The organism is Hafnia alvei (assembly GCF_964063325.1).
Classification (GTDB): domain Bacteria; phylum Pseudomonadota; class Gammaproteobacteria; order Enterobacterales; family Enterobacteriaceae; genus Hafnia; species Hafnia alvei_B.
Map to the genome: position 1 here is coordinate 1,838,646 of NZ_OZ061315.1, position 20,220 is coordinate 1,858,865.

Annotated in this window: 16 protein-coding genes; all 16 read left to right on the forward strand. The window is 47.4% G+C overall.

Going from position 1 to position 20,220, the window contains the following annotated elements; all coding sequences use genetic code 11:
• The first annotated feature begins 96 nt into the window (after positions 1-96).
• The 16 genes from tssH (at position 97) to AB3Y96_RS08685 (ending at position 20,055) form a co-directional block, all read left to right on the forward strand.
• Entirely contained in the window at positions 97-2,865 is a 2,769-nt protein-coding gene (gene tssH / locus AB3Y96_RS08610) for a type VI secretion system ATPase TssH (RefSeq protein WP_367298961.1), read from the forward strand.
• Complete coding sequence (locus tag AB3Y96_RS08615; protein ID WP_072307327.1) at positions 2,859-5,246, forward strand: type VI secretion system Vgr family protein; 2,388 nt, start codon at positions 2,859-2,861, stop codon at positions 5,244-5,246. The genes tssH and AB3Y96_RS08615 overlap by 7 nt, the downstream gene beginning before the upstream one ends.
• A gap of 13 nt (positions 5,247-5,259) precedes the next feature.
• On the forward strand, positions 5,260-6,021 hold the full coding sequence (locus AB3Y96_RS08620) for a DUF4123 domain-containing protein (RefSeq protein ID WP_046450039.1): 762 nt from the start codon (positions 5,260-5,262) through the stop codon (positions 6,019-6,021).
• Positions 6,022-6,055: 34 nt separating this feature from the next.
• Complete coding sequence (locus tag AB3Y96_RS08625) at positions 6,056-6,553, forward strand: DUF3304 domain-containing protein (RefSeq protein ID WP_072307328.1); 498 nt, start codon at positions 6,056-6,058, stop codon at positions 6,551-6,553.
• A gap of 81 nt (positions 6,554-6,634) precedes the next feature.
• Entirely contained in the window at positions 6,635-7,153 is a 519-nt protein-coding gene (locus tag AB3Y96_RS08630; protein WP_367298962.1) for a DUF3304 domain-containing protein, read from the forward strand.
• A gap of 212 nt (positions 7,154-7,365) precedes the next feature.
• Positions 7,366-7,740, forward strand: coding sequence for a DUF3304 domain-containing protein (locus AB3Y96_RS08635; RefSeq protein ID WP_367300300.1), 375 nt, complete (start codon positions 7,366-7,368; stop codon positions 7,738-7,740).
• A gap of 81 nt (positions 7,741-7,821) precedes the next feature.
• Complete coding sequence (locus tag AB3Y96_RS08640) at positions 7,822-8,328, forward strand: DUF3304 domain-containing protein (protein ID WP_367298963.1); 507 nt, start codon at positions 7,822-7,824, stop codon at positions 8,326-8,328.
• 81 nt (positions 8,329-8,409) lie between these two features.
• On the forward strand, positions 8,410-8,919 hold the full coding sequence (locus AB3Y96_RS08645; protein WP_367298964.1) for a DUF3304 domain-containing protein: 510 nt from the start codon (positions 8,410-8,412) through the stop codon (positions 8,917-8,919).
• Positions 8,907-11,249, forward strand: a complete 2,343-nt coding sequence (locus tag AB3Y96_RS08650) for a DUF2235 domain-containing protein (RefSeq protein ID WP_367298965.1) — start codon at positions 8,907-8,909, stop codon at positions 11,247-11,249. Before AB3Y96_RS08645 ends, AB3Y96_RS08650 begins: the two co-directional genes overlap by 13 nt.
• Positions 11,250-11,258: 9 nt before the next feature.
• Positions 11,259-11,516, forward strand: a complete 258-nt coding sequence (locus AB3Y96_RS08655) for a PAAR domain-containing protein (RefSeq protein WP_046457902.1) — start codon at positions 11,259-11,261, stop codon at positions 11,514-11,516.
• Positions 11,513-12,643 carry a hypothetical protein gene (locus AB3Y96_RS08660; RefSeq protein ID WP_367298966.1) on the forward strand — a complete coding sequence of 377 codons (1,131 nt, stop codon included), beginning with the start codon at positions 11,513-11,515 and terminating at the stop codon, positions 12,641-12,643. The genes AB3Y96_RS08655 and AB3Y96_RS08660 overlap by 4 nt, the downstream gene beginning before the upstream one ends.
• A 283-nt stretch (positions 12,644-12,926) precedes the next feature.
• Positions 12,927-16,007 (forward strand): ImcF-related family protein, encoded by a 3,081-nt coding sequence (locus tag AB3Y96_RS08665; protein ID WP_367298967.1) that lies wholly within the window; start codon positions 12,927-12,929, stop codon positions 16,005-16,007.
• A gap of 472 nt (positions 16,008-16,479) precedes the next feature.
• Positions 16,480-17,460, forward strand: a complete 981-nt coding sequence (locus tag AB3Y96_RS08670; protein WP_367298968.1) for a putative type VI secretion system effector — start codon at positions 16,480-16,482, stop codon at positions 17,458-17,460.
• A gap of 327 nt (positions 17,461-17,787) precedes the next feature.
• A complete protein-coding gene (locus AB3Y96_RS08675) occupies positions 17,788-18,054 on the forward strand; it encodes a hypothetical protein (protein WP_367298969.1) in 267 nt (88 codons plus the stop codon).
• Positions 18,051-19,034, forward strand: coding sequence for a putative type VI secretion system effector (locus AB3Y96_RS08680; protein WP_367298970.1), 984 nt, complete (start codon positions 18,051-18,053; stop codon positions 19,032-19,034). Before AB3Y96_RS08675 ends, AB3Y96_RS08680 begins: the two co-directional genes overlap by 4 nt.
• Before the next feature lie 37 nt (positions 19,035-19,071).
• Entirely contained in the window at positions 19,072-20,055 is a 984-nt protein-coding gene (locus AB3Y96_RS08685; RefSeq protein WP_367298971.1) for a putative type VI secretion system effector, read from the forward strand.
• The last annotated feature ends 165 nt before the right edge of the window (positions 20,056-20,220 follow it).

Genomic DNA, 20,220 nt, shown 5'->3' on the forward strand with positions numbered 1-20,220 from the left:
GATGACCTTATGGGCCTTGGCTTCCGAGTATGGAAAACGGCTATGGGCGGTAGCGTGCCTAATAAGGCAATGGGCATAAACGGGAGAGAGAATGTAATGGGAAATAATTCAGCAAGCTTACTGCGTCGGTTAAATCCATATTGTGCTCAGGCGCTTGCCGCCGCCGCCACCTTATGCCAAACCCGCGCCCATGCGGAAATCACGGTAGAACACTGGCTGCTCAAGCTGTTAGAGCAGGGTGAGGGTGACATTACGGTGATCGCTCGCCGCTACGAATGGGACATGGACGGCCTATGGCAGGGGCTGCTGAATCATTTAGACAGTCTTCCGCATACCATTCAGGGAAAACCGCAGCTCTCCGACAAGCTCCAACAGCTGATCAAAAATGCGTGGTTAGACGCGTCGTTGCAGGAAAACACCGACGCCGTGCGTTCTGCACATCTGCTCGCTGCGCTGATTAATAAACCTAATTTACTGGCGACGGACGCCGTGTGGCCGCTGCTGAGTATCAGCACCACGCAGCTATCCCGTTTGCTACCGCTGCTAGATGCCCAGTCGGAAGAACGCCCTGAGCTGCAAACTGGGCTGCAACACCCGCAGCCACATACTGAACCGCAGCTAACGTCTAATGCTGAATCGGCCTCGGGTCAACCCAACGCCAGCGGCGTTTCACCGATGCAGGAAGCGCATTTGGCGGTGCTCAATAAGTTCACCCTCGACGTCACCGAAAAAGCGCGTTCTGGCAGCATCGACCCGGTATTTGGCCGCGATATGGAAATTCGCCAGATGGTCGATATTCTTTCGCGCCGTCGCAAAAATAACCCGATTCTGGTGGGCGAACCCGGCGTGGGCAAAACCGCGCTGGTGGAAGGTTTAGCGCTGCGTATCGCCGAAGGCAATGTGCCCGATAGCTTAAAAACCGTGAGCGTACGCACGCTGGATCTCGGTTTGCTACAGGCAGGCGCAGGCGTGAAAGGTGAATTCGAGCAGCGACTGAAAAACGTCATCGAAGCGGTACAGCAAGCGCCCGAACCGGTTCTGCTGTTTATTGACGAAGCACACACCATTATCGGCGCGGGCAATCAGGCCGGTGGCGCAGATGCCGCTAACCTGCTGAAACCGGCGCTGGCACGCGGCGAGCTGCGCACCATTGCGGCTACTACGTGGTCTGAATACAAACAGTATTTCGAACGTGACGCCGCGTTAGAACGCCGTTTCCAGATGGTCAAAGTCGACGAGCCCGACGATGAGATGGCGTGCCTGATGCTGCGCGGCTTGAAAGAGCGCTACGCCACCCACCACGGTGTGCATATCCAAGATGCGGCGGTGAAAGCGGCGGTCACGCTGTCGCGCCGTTATATCACCGGACGACAACTGCCGGACAAAGGCGTGGATTTACTGGATACCGCCAGCGCCCGCGTGCGTATGAGCTTGGATACCGTGCCTGAACAGCTCACCCAGATTAACGCTCAGTTAGCATCGCTGGAGATGGAGAAACTGGCTATCGAGCAAGATTTGGTGCTCAGCAGCGGCGCCGACAGCGAACGACTTGGCACGATTGAAAAACTGAGCGCCGAATTGCTCAGCCAACAGGCGCAGCTCGATGCCCAATATCAGCAAGAGCGCGAGCTTACCCAAACGCTGCTGGAAGTACGCCAAGATCTCAGCCGCCAGTCCGAACGTGCCGCTATTCAACAGCAGCTGAGCGCAATTCAGGGCAATCAGCCGCTGCTTTCTCTCGACGTTGACGTGCGCACCGTGGCGAACGTGATCGCCGACTGGACGGGCGTGCCGCTGGGCAGCCTGTTGAAAGATGAACAAACCAGCCTGCTGCAGTTAGAAGATCAGCTGGGCGAGCGCGTTATTGGCCAACCGGCTGCGCTAGGCGCGCTGGCGCAGCGGTTACGCGCCGCTAAAACCGGTTTAACCTCGGAGAACGGCCCGCTCGGCGTATTCCTGCTGGTTGGCCCGAGCGGCGTGGGCAAAACCGAGAGCGCATTGGCGCTGGCCGATGACCTGTTCGGCGGCGAAAAATCGCTGATCACGATTAATATGTCCGAGTATCAAGAGGCGCACACCGTTTCCCAGCTTAAAGGCTCACCTCCGGGCTACGTGGGTTATGGTCAGGGCGGGATTTTGACCGAGGCGGTACGCAAGCGACCATACAGCGTGGTGCTACTCGACGAAGTTGAGAAGGCGCATCGCGACGTTTTAAACCTGTTCTATCAGGTATTCGATCGTGGCTTTATGCGCGACGGCGAAGGGCGCGAGATCGACTTCCGCAATACCGTGATTTTAATGACCGCCAACTTGGGCAGCGATCAGCTGATGGCGCTGTTAGAACAACAGCCAGAGGCCTCGGACGGTATGCTGCAAGAGCTGCTGCGCCCGATCCTGCGCGATCATTTCCAGCCAGCCTTGCTCGCCCGTTTCCAGACGCTGATTTATCGCCCGCTAGACGCCGTGGCGCTCCGCCGCATTGTGGCCATCAAATTAGGGCAGGTGGCAAAACGTCTTCAGCGTCATTACGGACTGACTTGCCACATCGAAGAAAGCCTGATGGACACGCTGGTCGAGGCCTGCCTGCTGCCGGATACCGGCGCGCGCAACATCGACAGCCTGCTCAATCAGCAGATCTTACCGGTGCTTTCCCAGCAGCTATTACAGCGTTTAGCGCAGCAGCGAAAACCAAACAGCCTGACATTGGGTTACAACGACGAAGACGGCATTACGCTGGATTTTGGTGATGAAGAGAACGGTGACGAAGATCGCGGTGATGAGCTGAACGGTAACGAAAAGAACGCTGACAAAAAGAACGCTAACTCAGACGGCGCGATAACCGCCGAAGCGAGGGTGACATGTTAAATACTGCGGCTCAACTGATGTTCGATCACAGCCACCATGTGCTGAAGGTCTGGGACAACACGGCTCCGCTGGACGTGTTGGCGTTCACTGGCGAAGAGCATCTTAGCCAGCCTTATCGCTACACCATTGAATTCACCAGCTCGGCCAAAGACATCCAGCCCGCGCAGATGCTGATGCAGGACGCCACGTTCACCCTGAACGCCACGCCGAATGTGCTGGCCTCTTCTTTGTCGATGACGCCGCCGGTTATGCAGCCGCTGCGCACGGTGCACGGGGTGATCCAGCGCTTCAAGCGTCTGTCTACTTCCCGTGACGAAAGCCGCTACGAAGTGACCTTGGTTCCGCGCTTGGCGCTGCTGGCGAAAAGCCATCAGCACGCGATTTACCAAAACCTTTCGGTGCCGGAGATCGTGGAAAAGATCCTGCGCGATCGCCACGGTTTCAAAGGGCAAGATTTCCTGTTCACGCTGGCGCACACCTATCCAAAACGTGAACTGGTGATGCAGTACGGCGAAAACGATCTGCAATTTATCAGCCGCCTGCTGGCCGAAATCGGCATCTGGTTCCGTTTCACCGCTGACCCTAAACTTAATATCGACGTCGTGGAATTCTATGACGATCAACAGCATTACCAGTTCGGCACCAGCCTGCCGCTGCGTAATCCGTCGGGCATGAATGACGTTGGCGTTGAATCGGTATGGGGATTAACCAGCGCTCATCAGGTGGTCGAAAATCGCGTTACCACCCGAGACTACAACTACCGCCAAGCCCAGTCGTGGATGGATGGCGACGTTGACGTCACCCGCGGCGACACAACCACCTACGGCGAAGCCTATCACTACGCGGATAATTATCTGGCGGCGGGCGACAAAAACAGCCCGCAGTCTGATCCTGAGAGCGGCGCGTTCTATGCGCGCCTGCGTCATGAGCGCTATCTAAATCAACAAACCCTGCTGCACGGCTTCACCACTTCGGCGGCGCTGTCGCCAGGGCAAGAGCTCAAAGTGGATGGCGATGCGCCCGAGGCGTTCCGCCAAGGTGCGGTGATCGTGGCAATCCGCAGCAAAGCGCGCCGTGACCAAAGTTACGAAGTTGAATTCACCGCCATCCCGTATTCTGAAAACGTCTGTTTCCGCCCCGAGCCCAGCGCCAAACCAGTGATGGCGGGCACCATTCCGGCCCGCGTCACCAGCACCGTGGTGAATGACACCTACAGCCACATCGATAAAGATGGCCGCTACCGCGTGTCGTTTGATTTTGACCGCGACGAGTGGCAGGCCGGCTGCGAAAGCCTGTGGGTACGCCAAGCGCGCCCGTATGCCGGTGATACCTACGGCCTACACGCACCGCTGCTGGCGGGCACCGAAGTGGCGATTGCGTTCGAAGAGGGCAACCCCGACCGACCGTACATCGCCTACGCGCTGCACGACTCCAAACACGGCGACCACGTCACGCTGCAAAACTACAAACGCAACGTGTTACGCACCCCCGCCAACAACAAACTGCGCCTCGACGACGAACGCGGCAAAGAGCACATCAAACTCAGCACCGAATACGGCGGCAAAACCCAGCTCAACCTCGGCCATTTGGTCGACAGCCAAAAACAGCAACGCGGCGAAGGCTTCGAACTGCGCACCGACGACTGGGGCGCGATAAGGGCGGGGAAGGGGATTTTCATCAGCGCCGACGGCCAGCCAAAGGCGGGTGGGAAGGTGTTGGAGATGGATCAGGCGGTAAGCTTGATCAAGGGAGCCATAAGCCAAATGACGGATTGGGGAACCATCACCCAGTCCCATCACAATTTACAGCCTGAAAGCGAGAGTTTAAAAAACTATCTGACACAAGCAACGCAGCTAACCGGTGCGGCACTTCTGATGAGTGCACCACAGGGAATAGGTGCCGTCAGTCCAGAAACCGTGATGCTACAAAGCGGCAAAGCGCTCTATCTGCAAAGCCAAGGAGAGATAAACTTAGCGAGCGCACAGCGTATTTCTGCAAATTCAAGTCAGGCAATATCGCTATTGGCTCAGCAGGAAGGTATGCGTTTAGTTTCAGGTAAAGGCGCATTAACCATTGAATCCCATGCTGATACGATGGCCTTAACCGCACTGAAAGACGTTACCATACAGTCGGTGCAAGGGCATCTACAGTTGACTGCAAAAAACGGTATCACCATTGGCTGCGGCGGGGCTTATATTCGTTTAACGCCACAGGGTGAGATTGAGATTCACGGGCCAAGCCGTTTAAGTTTGAAAGGCACACACGTTTGGGATACGCCTGCGAGTGAGGATTTTCCTCTGCCTGAGCTCCCTCAATCGGTGTGCAAAGAGTGTTTGAAAAAGGCGCAGGAAGAAGCTGCCGGATTTGTATTGCGTCAATAGAAGGAACGAAAACGTGAGTGAAAAACGCCAGCTTTGGCTGTCTCAAATCGAAAAAGTGTGTACGACGACGGATTTAAACTATATCGATATTCTTGTCGATCAGGCTGCTTGGCAGCAGCCCATAGTCTCGTCCTTGCAGCGTATGCAACCAGAAATAAAATGGTTTTCGTTATTCGATGATACGCCCGAAGAGGGGCTGCTTGAACAAGCCCCTTTGCTTATGCGCGTTCAACTGGATATATGGCAGCATAAAGCATGGCTGTCTGAGCTAATGGAACATTTCTCTGGAACCCCAAGACTGTTAATGCTGGTTTCACCACTCTCTTTTGATCTGTTGTGCGAGCATTTGAAAAAAATATCCGTCGCTAAATGGGGGGAACAATTTGGCCTGTTGCGTTTTTATGATACCCGCGTATTTCCTCTTTTAGTAACGGATGTTTTTAATCTTGAACAAAAGAAACGGCTAACGGATATTGCCCTTTTTTGGAGCTGGATGGATAGGGATAAATCACCTGTTTGGCTGGCTGGCAGTTTTAATCCAGAAGTGAATTTTGTCATGAGTGATTTTGAGATATCTCTGGATGATAATCAGTTTGAGAGAATTGCCTGTATGAGTGATGCCGAAAATATTGCCAGCTCAGAACGGTTTCGCAATAACGCCTTTTCCAAGGAACATAATTTCTCCCATTACTATCGTGTGGCAGTGCGCATAACCGAACAAGGTTTTCTTGGCGATATTGCTGATTTTATCGAGCAGCACCATTTAGAGTGCTAATACTCACTCATCTTTACAACAAGGACGTTATAAAATGAAAAAAACGATAGTGGTAAGAAATATGGTCATGCTTGCCACATTATTAACCTCAGGGACGGTGGTTTCTGGTGAAAGCTCCAGTGGCGCAAATTTAACCGGAGTGAACCATACCCAAAAGGGAATTAGCAGTTTTATGGTCAATGATTATAGGGGGCAAATGGGCGGGTATAGCTGTTGTGTAATGCTTCCTGATCAATGGCGGCCGGGTCTAAAAGTAGAAGTTAAATGGATGTCAGACCCCAATCCCAACGAGAAACTACCACCACTGGGTACTGATGAATACAGAACCTCTTACGCGAAACATGCTGCTAACTATAAAAATCATAGTGAGGTAATAGATATACCTAAATATAACCAAGCATGTGATTTAGTTATTCATTTTTTACCTTGCGATCAAGTTAAAGCAACGGCGATATGTTCCGTATATGGTAGAGAGGACTACCCAATAAAAGAACCATTGAATATGCCGGAGCCGAAAAAATGTCCGAGATAAATATCATGCGTACCATTATGACTATTTATTAAAATGTGGAGTAAATAACCATAATGGTGCTAATCCAAATAGGAGAGGGTGATGAATAAAACATTAAGGAATTGCGGTGGCATGCTGGTGCTGTTGACGCTATTGACGACCGGTTGCTCATTCGCCAGTGACGATGATATGACCGGTGGGAATTTAAGGGGAGTGAATCATACACAAGAAGGAATTACTAATTTTTCAGTCAATGGATATAGCGGTTTTGTGGGAGGGGATTCATGCTGCATTTTATTACCCAATACTTGGCGTTCTGGTTTGAAGGTGCAAGTTGAGTGGGTTTCAGACCCAAACCCTCGAGAAAAAATAAAAATAAAAAGAAAAACGAGAGGCTATGGATTTGATGAACAAGCTTTGGCTAAGCATGAAGCCAGCTATAAAAATAATAGTGCTATTATAGATATCCCTAAATATGGAGAAAAAAGATGTGGCCTCACAGTGCATTTTTTACCCTGCGGTAAAGTTAAAGCCACAACATCTTGCTGGGCATATGGAAATCCAAATTACCCAATAAAAGAACCTTTAAATATGTCGGAGCCGAAAGCATGCCCAAGATAAATACTGTATGTACCATTATGACTATTTATTAAAGTGTGGAGTAAATAACCATAATGGTGCTAATCCAAACGGGAGGGGGTAATGAATAAAACATTAAGGAATTGCGGTGGTGTACTGGTGCTTCTGGCGCTGTTGACAACGGGCTGCTCATTCGCCAGTGACGATGATATGACCGGTGGAAATTTAAGGGGGTAAATCATACAAAACAGGGAATAACTCGATTTTCAGTAAATGGTTACGGCGGTTTTGTTGGAGGAAATACATGTTGTGTTTTGTTACCTAATAAATGGAATCCGGGTATGAGTGCGGTGGTTAAATGGAGTGTAGATCCAAAACCATATGAACGATTACCGCCTTTAGGAACGGATGAGTATAGGAAGGCTTATGCGGAGCATGCATCGCGTTATACAAGTCATAGTGCGATGGTTCAGATACCGAAATATGGCGAAAAAAGGTGTGGGCTAACAGTGCATTTTTTACCCTGCAATAACGTTAAAGTCACAACGTCATGCTGGGGATATGGTAGCCCCGAATACCCAATAAAAGAACCACTGAATATGCCGGAGCCGAAAACATGTCCGAGATAAATATCATGCGTACCATTATGACTATTTATTAAAATGTGGAGTAAATAACCATAATGGTGCTAATCCAAATAGGAGAGGGTGATGAATAAAACATTAAGGAATTGCGGTGGCCTGCTGGTGCTGTTGACGTTATTGACGGCCGGTTGCTCATTCGCCAGTGACGATGATATGACCGGTGGGGATTTAAGGGGAGTAAATCATACAAAACAAGGGATAACTCGATTTTCAGTAAATGATTACGGAGGTTTTGTTGGGGGAAATACATGTTGTGTTTTGTTACCTAATAAGTGGAGTCCGGGTATGAGTGCGGTGGTTAAATGGAGTGTAGATCCAAAACCATATGAACGATTACCGCCTTTAGGAACGGACGAGTATAGGAAGGCTTATGCGGAGCATGCATCGCGTTATACAAGTCATAGTGCGATGGTTCAGATACCGAAATATGGCGAAAAAAGGTGTGGGCTAACAGTGCATTTTTTGCCCTGCAATAACATTAAAGCCACAACATCATGCTGGGGATATGGTAGCCCCGAATACCCAATAAAAGAACCTTTAAATATGTCGGAGCCGAAAACATGCCCAAGATAAATACTGTGGGTACCATTATGATTATTTATTAAAGTGTGAAGTAAATAACCATAATGGTGCTAATCCAAACAGGAGAGGGTGATGAATAGAACATTAAGGAATTGCGGTGGCATGCTGGTGCTGTTGACGCTATTGACGACCGGTTGCTCATTCGCCAGTGATGATGATATGACTGGTGGCGACTTAAGAGGGATGAATCATACTAGGCAAGAAGTTTCTCGGTTTTCAGTGAATGGGTATGGAGGTTTAGTGGGAGGGAATACGTGTTGTATTTTATTGCCAGATAAATGGCGTCCTGGAATGAAGGTTCAAGTAAAATGGAAATCTGTTGACACTAAGAATATTGATTTCCCTGGTTATGGCGATGAGAAAAAATTTCAAGAATGGAAACAGAAAATTTCTGCTCATTCCGTCAATAAATTAGCTGTAGTTGATGTCCCTCAATATGGAGCTAAACGATGCGGTTTAACAGTCCATTTTTTACCTTGTGACAAAGTTAAAGTCACAACGTCATGCTGGGGATATGGTAGCCCTGAGTATCCAATAAAAGAACCATTGAATATGCCGGAGCCAAAAATATGTCCGAGATAAATAAAAGTGCAGCGTGGGCTCCACCATTATTTCCGCTTGCTGGGCGGCTACCTATAACTAAACTTCAGGTTGAAGATAATTATCTTAAGCAAAAAAAAGAAGAGAAAAAATATTTGCTTGAGTGCAATAAGTCATCAGATAAAAAAAATGGATTTTCCTGTAGGCATAGTTTGCATATCAGTCTGTTTTTTGATGGCACAGGAAATAATGACGAAAATGATTCAAAAGCTAATCCAGTGCACCCGACTAATATTGCTAAGTTGTATCATGCGTCAATACAAACTGGTGCTGAAGATGGCTACCAGTCATATTATATTCCTGGTGTAGGCACACCTTTTCCAAAAATAGGTGAACTAGATTATTCTGGTTCAGGGTTAGCATTTGCATCAGGTGGGGAAGATAGAATCAATTGGGCTCTATTGAGAATCATTGATGCCCTCACATTTGCAGCTACTAAGCAAAGATTCGATGACTCCATCGCTAAGCAAAAAATTGCTGATATGCGCGCCCATTGGCCACTCACTGGAGAGGTGAATCGCCGCAACGTGCTTAATAATTTGTTAGAGTCACTTCGAAGTGAAATTAATACAGCAACCCCTAAAATATTGGAGATTAAGCTTTTCGTTTATGGTTTTTCTCGCGGGGCGGCGGAAGCACGCACCTTTGTAAATTGGCTAAGCGAGATGTTTACAACTCCGAAGGGCGCTGAACTGCCGGAGCAAACTATTTTAGGATTGCCGCTTAGCATCGAGTTTCTCGGTATTTTGGATACCGTACCCTCAGTGGGTATTGCACACGTTGCGCCTTTTGCCGCTGGGCATATGGGCTGGGCGGATGGTACTCAGCAACTGCCTGATGAAAAAAAATATCCTGAGTATGTGAAATGCTGCCAACACTTTGTGGCCGCCCATGAACAGCGCTTAAGCTTCCCCCTCGATACTATTCGCAGGCCAAATGGCACATACCCGAGCTATGCAAAAGAGGTTATATACCCGGGTATGCACTCGGATATCGGCGGTGGGTATCCTAAAGGAGATCAAGGCAAAGCACTTGGCGGAGATGGCGAATTACTATCGCAAATTATATTGCAAGATATGTATGCGGCCGCTTTTGATGCAGGTGCTCCGTTGTCAGTCCCAGCAAAGCTTATCCCAGAGGGGATTAAGTCTAAGTCGCCGTCGTTCGCAATGTCATCTGACTCACTTACTGAGTTTCATGTATCTCCAATATTAGTTGAGCGGTTCAATGCATGGCGTGAAACTATCCTCGCTGGAAAAGAAGAAACGCAGCAGAGTGGTGAAACCAAAACTGTATTGGGCTATGAGCCTCATCTATTAAGCCATTCGCTTGAAACCAAGATTGCGGAGCAGATGGGGTGGATCACCGCGTGGCGTATTGGGCGTTATGCACGCGGTAGCTATCAGGTGCAGGGCTTTTATACAAATGCCACGCAGTGGGATGATGAGAAGCAGAAAGCCGCAAAGAACAAGTATACAGCTGATGTCAATGGTATTAAAAACGACCGAGAAATGGCCAGAAAATATCCAGATAACCCTGAGTATCAGGGTGATAAAGATAAGCAAGGTATTCCAAGTTTTGAACCCACTCTGGATAAACAGCAGCTACGCGAAGCCGCCCGTGAGTTTGAACACGATTATTACGATTGGAATCGTGAGCAAAATAGCGTGGCACAGGTGATCCTCGATACGATCCCAAAATATGCCATATACCTCATTAATAGCGATGATGTGCAAGTTGAATACAACGAGATGAAAGCGGCTGGTAACAGCCTGTATTCCAAACTGTTTATCGATCGACTGGGAAGCGTGACTAAAGATCCGCAAATGGCCTTGGTTTGTGCGCTATATGATGAGCAAATTCACGACTCACGCGCGTGGTTTATGCACTATGAATTAGATTCACGTGAAATGTGGGCAGGCTATTTTCGCTATCGCATGATCTACAGCGGTAGTGAAGGTAATAAAGATCTGTCGCTGATAGCCGTTGCAGGCAAAGTTGTTGGTACGGCAACGTTGGTCGGTGGCGTGATTTATACGGTGAAGCAGAAAAACGTACAGAACGTGCTCGGTGGCGTGGCGGGAACCATCGGTGTGATGTCGGCAGAGTATAAAATTGTCGATTTAGCAACCGGATTGGATGTGCCACTGCTCCCGAATGCGATGGAACTGCTTGCGCCGACCAAAGATATTGGTGCACTTGCCAGCAGCCAAAAACGACAGGCGATAGGCGCTCAGCACAATCAGAGAATGGATTATCTGAGCAGCTACCTCGGCATTGATGAACCCAGTGATGTGACTAAAGTGGCATAGGGGGGTGAAATGAAAAAGGTGATTCGTGTGGGTGACACCTTGAAAGAATATGGTGGCAAAGTGACGGGCGGCAGTTATAACGCCTTTGGCAAGCCGATATCCTGCGTGGGTGACAGCGCAGTATGTAATAAACATGGCGCAACCCGCATTGCTCAAGGCGCATCGGGCAGCACGATTAATGGAAAGGCCGTAGCGTTGGACGGCCACCGTTGCGAATGTGGTTGTACGCTGGTTAGCTCGTTGGCTCAGATGGATATTGCACCATGAAATTCCCGCCAGAATACCCCGATTATATCACTCCTGGGCCTATTGGTTGGCGACGATGGGGCATATTGCTCGCTGCTATTTGGTTAATCGGTTCGTTTCTGGCACTACTTCTACGCTCAACAGAGCAAGCTCCCTCCGGTTTGGCCTTTTGGTTCTTCATCATAGGTTTTCCTACTTTATTTTGGGCACTTGCACTTGCTATCCGCTACCTACTGCTACAGATTGGATTGAAGAATCGCAGCAGCTATCAGCAGGTTGTTGAACAAGAGCAAAATGATTGGTGGCAAGAACGTTCTCTAGGTATTGCCATTGAAAAGGTTTACTTAATAGGCCCATTAGGTGACGAGCAATCGTTATATTCTGGAATAATGACAGGGGGAACACCTCCTCCCAATAATCCAACGTTGTTATCTCTACGTTATCCACTGTTATTAAATATGCCAATGGTACGAGAACAGGGTTTAGCACGCCATTTGGCTCAGCAGTTGATTAATAGTCCAGAAATAAAATCACGATGGCAAAGCCTTGCTTATGTTAGTTGGTTCGGCGATGAGGCAAGTTTTCAGGTATTTATTGAGACAATAAAGTCTGCGGTCAATAATATTTCATTTGTACGATTAGATTTAAAGTGCATTGATGATATAGACCACGTTATTGATGTTTTCCAGCAGAGTGTCGATGCTAATAAATGGATGCTTTGTGCAGGCACTTATAGTTTATCTCAATCTGCTGACGCTATTCCTGCGGGAGAGGCTGGTTTTGCTTGGATAGCGAGCCAAGCAGGTAAAGCCCTATTACATCGTGCTGAGGAAATCGATGTTGCATCGGATGTAGAGGCTGGTATAGCTGCTCGTCACCTAGAACGCTATGCCCATTTGGATGATATGCCAGAATGTTGCCTCGCGATGGACCAGAAAAGTATGGCTGAATTTCAGCCTGGAGGATGGTCGGCCATTGAACATATTCTTACCCCTTATTGGGGGGCGCTAGGTGAAATATCTCCTTATATAGCGATATCAATGTCGCTTCTTCACACGCTAGATATACAGCAGCCTTGTGGCTGGATGAGTCAGTGTACAGAAAATAAAATGGTTATTGGAGTGACCGTTCCTTATGGCAACCGATAAAAAAGATAATCCGAGCTCGTTGGTGCGTTTAGTTATAGGTTATTTAATCGTTATTTTCCTATTAGTGGTTATTGGCATCTTTCTATATTTATTTGTTGGACCCTATTTTAAATTTCCAGAATTATCTTTGCCAACGTTATTATTATGGGGTGTAGGGTGCTGGTTTATACTGAGTTGGTTTTGTCCCTTGTTTATTTTTATTTGGGATAAGCTTGCCCGTTCGCGTGTTTTGTCAGATATAAAAACGAAAAAAAGTGTAGAGACAAAAAAAGAGGGTGATTGGGTGCAACTCATCACCCACCTCCGCGCCCGCCACGGCCTCCTATGGCGCAATAAAATTCGCATCCTGCTAGTCGTTGGCGAAAACACGGCGGCGGAAGCTATCGCGCCGGGGTTAACCACCCAGCAATGGCTGGAGGGGCAGGGCACATTATTGCTGTGGGGCGGTGGTGTGCAGGCGGAGCCGGATGAGGCGTGGCTGTTGGGGCTGCGTAAGCTGCGCCGTCGCCGTCCGTTGGATGGCGTGGTGTGGGTGATGAATGAGCAGCAGAGCGCGCAGGCTGGCGTTATCGATCAGGGCTGCCGTCAGCTGCAAAAACGTGGGCAGATTTTAAAGCAGCAGGCACCGGTTTATCTGTGGCAGGTGTGTGACAGCGCGTGGCAGCAGGACGACCGGATTACCCAGCCGGTGGGGTGTTTGTTCCCCGAGAAAAACTCGCCGGAGAAACTGGCCGCCAGTTTACAGAAGCTGGTCGCGCCGCTGCGTCAGCGCGGTATGACGCAGGTGTTGTTGAAAAACAGCCATGACTTTTTATTACGTTTGGCAAATCGTTTAGAGCGTAAGGGCATCGCTCATTGGCAGCAGGCGCTAACGCCGATGCTGCGCGAATATGCGTCGGCGCTGTCGCTGCGTGGGCTAATGTTCAGTTTGCCGCTGGCGGCCAAATCCGGCGTTGCTCAGCACGGCTGGCTGCCGGATGCGGCTTGGCAGGGCGTGTTGAACGATCGCGCAGTGCGTGGCCGTCGGGTCGGGTTCTCTTGGGAGCAGAGCGCTTATTATGCCGTGATGGCGCTGGCGCTGCTGTGGTTCGCGGGCAGTATTCTGTCGTTTTTCACCAATCGTTCACAGATTGCCACGGTGCGCGATCAGGTTGATTTGCTGAATAAATCCAATGCTAAACCGATGGAACAGCTGGTTGCGCTACAGCTGTTTGGCAATACGCTCGGTCAGCTGCAGTATCGGGCCGCGCATACGGTGCCGTGGTATCAACAGTTTGGATTAAGCCAAAATGACGCGCTAGAAGGCGCGCTGTGGCCACATTACGACGCGGCCAGTCTGCGGTTGATTCGCGAGCAGGCCGCCGCCGAGCTGCATCGTAACCTGAGTGAAATGGCCGCGCTGCCGCCCGATAGCCCTAAGCGCGCCAAGCTGGCACGCGCCGGATACGACAGCCTGAAAGCCTATTTGATGATGGCGAATCCAGACAAAGCCGATGCCGAATTTCTTACCCGCGTGCTGAGCGCCAATGAGCCAACGCGCACCGGCGTTGCCCCTGGCCTGTGGCGGGGAATTGCGCCAAGCCTGTGGACGTTTTATGCCGAAAATCTACCCGCTCATCCTGAGTGGCGGATTAAGCCTGATACCGCGCTGGTGGCGCAGGTTCGGCAGGTGTTGCTCAATCAGATTGGGCAGCGTAACGCCGAAGCCACGCTGTATCAAAACATGTTGCAGTCCGTCGCGCAAAACTACGCGGATATGGGGCTGGCGCAGATGGTGGGTGATACCGATGCGCAGTCGCTGTTTACCACCGATCAGGTGGTGCCGGGGATGTTTACGCGCCAGGCGTGGGACGGTCAGGTGCAGAAAGCCATCGACGATGCGGTGTCGTCGCGGCGTGAAGAGATCGACTGGGTGCTGAGCGATAACAAACATCCCGCTTCGGCGGATGTCTCTCCTGACGCGCTCAAAGCGCGCCTCACCGAGCGTTACTTCACCGATTTCAGCGGCGCGTGGCTGGATTTCTTAAACAGCCTGCACTGGAAGAAAGCGCAGAATTTATCTGATGTGACCGACCAACTTACTCTGATGAGCGATGTGCGCCAGTCTCCGCTGATTGCGTTGCTGAATACGTTGGCTTATCAGGGGCAAACCGGACAGCGCGGCGAAGCGCTATCGGATTCGTTAATGAAATCGGCGCAAAACCTGCTGCATAAAGAGAAAGCGCCGGTGATCGATCAGCGCGTCAGCGGGCCGACGGGGCCGCTGGATAGCACCTTCGGGCCTTTGCTTTCGTTGATGGGCAAGGGCGCTACCACGAACGGCGTGATGAATGCTGATAGTTCGCTGAGCCTACAAACCTTTTTAACTCGCGTTACGCGGGTGCGACTGAAGCTGCAACAGGTGGCGAACGCGTCCGATCCGCAGCAGATGACGCAGCAAATGGCGCAGACGGTGTTTCAAGGTAAAACGGTCGATCTGACGGAAACGCAGGATTACGGCAGCCTGATGGCGGCCAGTCTGGGCGAAGAGTGGAGCGGTTTTGGCCGTGAAATGTTTGTGCAGCCGCTGACTCAGGCTTGGCAAACGGTGCTGCAACCTTCTGCCGCCAGCCTAAATACCCAATGGCAAACCTCGATTGTGGCGAACTGGAACAGCGCCTTTGCTGGACGCTATCCGTTTGCCAATAGTGGTAACGACGCTTCTCTGCCGATGCTTGGCCAGTTTATTCGCGCGAACTCTGGGCGAATCGAACAGTTCCTCACGCGTCAGCTGGCGGGCGTGCTGCACAAAGAGGGCAACACGTGGGTGCCGGATCAAATCAACAGTCAGGGGCTTCAGTTTAATCCTGAGTTTTTACAGGCCATCAACCAGCTAAGCCAGCTGGCAGACGTGCTGTTCACCGACGGCAGCCAAGGCGTGCACTTTGAGCTGCGCGCCCAGCCTGCCCGCAACGTGGTGGAAACCAATCTGGCTATTGACGGCCAACGTCTGCGCTATTTCAACCAAATGGAAAGCTGGCAGAGTTTCAATTGGCCGGGCGCCACCTACCAGCCGGGCGTGATGCTGACGTGGACCAGCGTTAACGGCGGCGCTCGCCTGTTCGGCGACTATCAGGGCAGTTGGGGGCTAATCCATTGGCTAGAAAAAGCCAAAGTCACCAAGCTGGATGAAAGCAGCTATCGCTTAGCGCTGGATACGCCGGACGGCCTCACGCTGTCGTGGATCCTGCGCACTCAACTGGGCAGCGGCCCGCTGGCATTGCTTAAACTGCGTGGGTTTAGTTTGCCGAGCAAAATTTTTGTGGTGAACGCGGGCGCGTCAGACGCGATGGTCAGTAATAACAGCGTGTTGGGGGAGGAGTAATTTAGAGTGGTGTTTGTCAGGTGGAGAATAGAAAAAGAATAAATACAGCTCGTGAAGATGATAGAGAAGACTACTCACGTAAAATCGAATAGGAACAAGGTTAGAAATTTTATTGCTGATGTCAGATTATTTTCATCCATCTAGTCTTCTGGATTTTTACGATATGTTTTTGGGGAAAGATTGGTAAGACCCTGACTATTATAAAACATCTCCAGTGAAAGCCACTCAAAGTCCAGACAAGCCAGTATATAAAGCAGATCCTAAAAGTAGAGGTTATTTACCAATCGATATTTTATGGAGGAATATATTGCTGTTTTTATTGATAGTAACTTGCAAGTATAGCGCCGGAATAGTGTGTTTGGTTATGATCAAAATTCGCGACTAGAAAACACTAGCTTACTAGAAACTAGAAAGGATCGTGACTTAAAGTGTGAGCCGCAATAAAAAATTGAAGATATAATTTGAGCTGTTTATGAGTAAAAATAGATATTTCGATGAGTTTACTGATTATGATAGTTTAAAAAATCAATATTTATCATTGAAAATAAAAATAGATGTCAGCAATGAGATGATTTGTGAATATCCAAGTTGTCAAAAAAAACTTCAATCTGAAATTAAAGACTGTGAAAATAGAATTGCTGAACTTGAAGCAATTTTAGAAAATGAGCCAGTCAAACCCATATTACCACCAACAAGTTCTTTGATTAAGCTTAGTGGTATTATAGATGAAATTAGTATCATTAAGGTTGTGGGTTATTTTCAAGAGCGAGAATATGATCCGGAAGCATTTGCAAAGCATGAAGAGAGTGAACAGGTCGGTGCCTTGGTTTTAGCTATGATCGGTAATACTGCAGGTTCTGCGGTAACATCACAAAGTTCTGTAAGAGTGAAAAGCTACTGTGATTTCGTCCGCGGTAGGATTAATGGTAAGCCCTTTTACGGTTGGTTAGGAAAAACCTATATTCAAGCTGGTGATTATGTCGAAATGGCCGCAATGGAAAAAAATGAGGAATATGTAATTTATGCTGTAACTCATCCGGATAGAAGAACTATCAGTGTCACACCCAACTGTGATCAGGGACTAAATGGCTACATTAGAAGTTGTCGACTGTATTTGCAGTTTATTATCATTTTTTTTATCCTTCTATTTTTAATACCATTAGCTTGGCATGGCGACCTAACATTAAGAATGCTGATGTATATTGGATTATTTGGGGTTCTAGCTGAACCAATAATCTATTTTATTAGTGATAGATTGGAAAGAAAAAACCCGAAACAGAATTATGTCCTAGCGGGGTTGATATTTGAGGCTTTAGGTTTCAAGAACCCGACAGAAGTGGACTTAATTAAAATTACTAAGAAAAAATTGAAGTCTAAGAATATTATGATTAAGAAAAATGATCCCACTTGGCCGGACAGGGCGTGTACCGTCAATTATTATTACTACTACTGATTTTTAAAATATGAGTATTTTTAGGATAAGCACTAGCATGAGTCTTGGTAGGAAATTTGCTAATTATATTAACTTCGAAGATTTGGAGTTACAACTTAGTGGACTGCATATTTATATTGGCGTAAAAAAAGAATTAAAAGAGTGCCAGAAGAGCGTAAAGAAATTGAAGTATAGATCGAAAAAATATTAAAATAAGACATTCGAGTGGTTGAGGGTTTAATTGCCACTAGACCCCTTGCTCCATGGTTGCCTCCTCGAAAGAGTATTGCTAGCCAAGAGGATTCAGTGGTTATTACGGCAAAGACATAATTGCGTTTGGAATGTGGCGTGGCATCTATTTCTATGAAAGACGGTAATATTACCGTTGCGGCGCCGGGAAGTTGGGAAGTCATGTTTTTAATATTTGCTATTGAACAATATATCGCTATTTTTACAGATAATGATTTACAGAAGTGGTGTCGTTCTGGCGTGTTTGGAAGCGAGTCTGATAATAATTTAAAAAGCACTTTTATGATAGTTTCTCAAAGTGAACGAAATAGCATATATGAAGATCAATCAGCAAGACTTGAAGAGTCAATAGGATTAATATTATGAGGTTTAATAAGGAGTTTGATGATTATATTAATTTCGACGATTTAGAATTACAACTTAGTGGACTACATATTGATATTGGTGTAAAGAAAAAAAGAATTAAAAGAGCACCAGAAGAGCGCAAAGAAATTGAAGCACAGATTGAAAAAATATTAAAAGAAGACATTCCAGCGGTTGAGGCCTTAATTGCCACTAGACCCCCAGCTCCAGAGTTGCCTCCCCGAAAGCCATTGATGAAGGTAGTTGGTATTGTGGAGGAAATTGATGTTATGAAAGTCGTTGGCTATTTTCAAGAGCGAGAATATGATCCGGAAGCATTTGCTAAGCATGAAGAGAATGAACAGGTAGGTGCCTTGATCTTAGCTATGATCGGTAATACTGCAGGTTCTGCGGTAACATCACAAAGTTCTGTAAGATCGAAAAGCTACTGTGATTTCGTCCGCGGAAGGATAAATGGTAAGCCCTTTTACGGTTGGTTAGGGAAAACCAATATTCAAGTCGGTGATTATGTTGAAATGGCCGCAATGGAAAAAGATGGAGGGTATGTAATATATGCTATTGCCCATCCTGAAAGAAGAACCATTAGTGTAACACCTAGGTGTGACCAGGGGTTAGATGCATATATAAAAAGCACTAGGCTCTATGTGAGAGTTTTTAACTTTATAGTTGCATTAATAATATTGGTTCCACTAGCAATAGCAGGAGGATTGACATTGCCAATACTATTTATTTCTTTTATTGTGTATTGGGTTTTGGAGCCAATAATGTATTTTATTAGTTCTAAGCTAGAAAGAAAAAACCCTAAAAAAAATTATGTTCTTGCAGGATTAATATTTGATACTTTAGGCTTCAAAAATCCGACAGAAGTAGACTTAATTAAAATTACGAAGGAAAAAATAAAGTTTGAAGAGATACCTGCAAAGAGAAATGACCCCATTTGGCCTGATAAACAATGTACCATAAATTATAATTATTATTATTGATTCTTAAATCATAATTATTTTTAGGATTAATACTAGCATGATCCGCCATAGAAATGTTGATGAGTATATCGACTTTGAAGAAATTGCTTCACGCCGAGAAGATATCGAAACTGAAATTGTAGTTAAAAATAAAAGAATTGAGCGGGTGCCAGAAGAACGTGAGGAAATTGAAGCGCAGATTGAAAGTTTGTTAAATAAAGATATACCTGATGTGGATGCATTGCTCGCCACTGCGCCTCCAGCACCAGAACTACCTCCGCGAAAACGATTGGTGAAGGTGGCTGGTATTGTGGAGGAAATTGATGTTATGAAAGTCGTTGGCTATTTTCAAGAGCGAGAATATGATCCGGAAGCATTTGCTAAGCATGAAGAGAATGAACAGGTAGGTGCCTTGCTTTTGGCTATGATTGGTAATGCCGCAGGTTCTGCAGTGACATCCCAAAGTTCTATAAGAATGAGAAGCTATTGTGATTTTATCCGTGGCAAGATAAACGGAAAGCTATTTTATGGCTGGCTAGGGAAAACTAATATTCAAGTCGGCGATTATGTCGAAATGGCCGCAATGGAAAAAAATGGGGAGTACGTAATTTATGCTGTTACTCATCCAGATAGAAGAACTATCAGTGTCACACCCAACTGTGATCAGGGACTAGATGGTTATATTAAAAGTTGTAGGTTGTATGTCAGGTTTGTTATCTCATTTATTATTCTTCTCTTTTTCATTCCGCTAGCTTGGAATGGCGCCCTAACCTTAAGAATACTGATGTATATGGTGTTATTTTGGATTGTCGCTGAGCCAATAATTTATTTTATTAGCGATAGATTGGAAAGAAAAAACCCGAAACAGAATTATGTCCTAGCTGGATTGATATTTGAGGCTTTAGGCTTCAAGGAGCCGACAGAAGTGGACTTAATTAAAATAACGAAGAAAAAACTAAAGTCTAAAGAGATGCCTTCGAAGCAAAATGAGCCGGATTGGCCGGATAGGGAATGTACGGTTAATTACTACTATTACTATTAATTACTTATAGACTAAAGCCTATTTTTAAACAGAAGATTAAATAGGGGTGTATGTATTCTATATGTTGAAATGGCTATTATTTAATAAAGTGTACCTTGGGCTGTTAGCTGCTTTTATAGTTCGTTGGTAGTCTGTTTTAATTAGGGGTGGTAATGGTTTGAGACT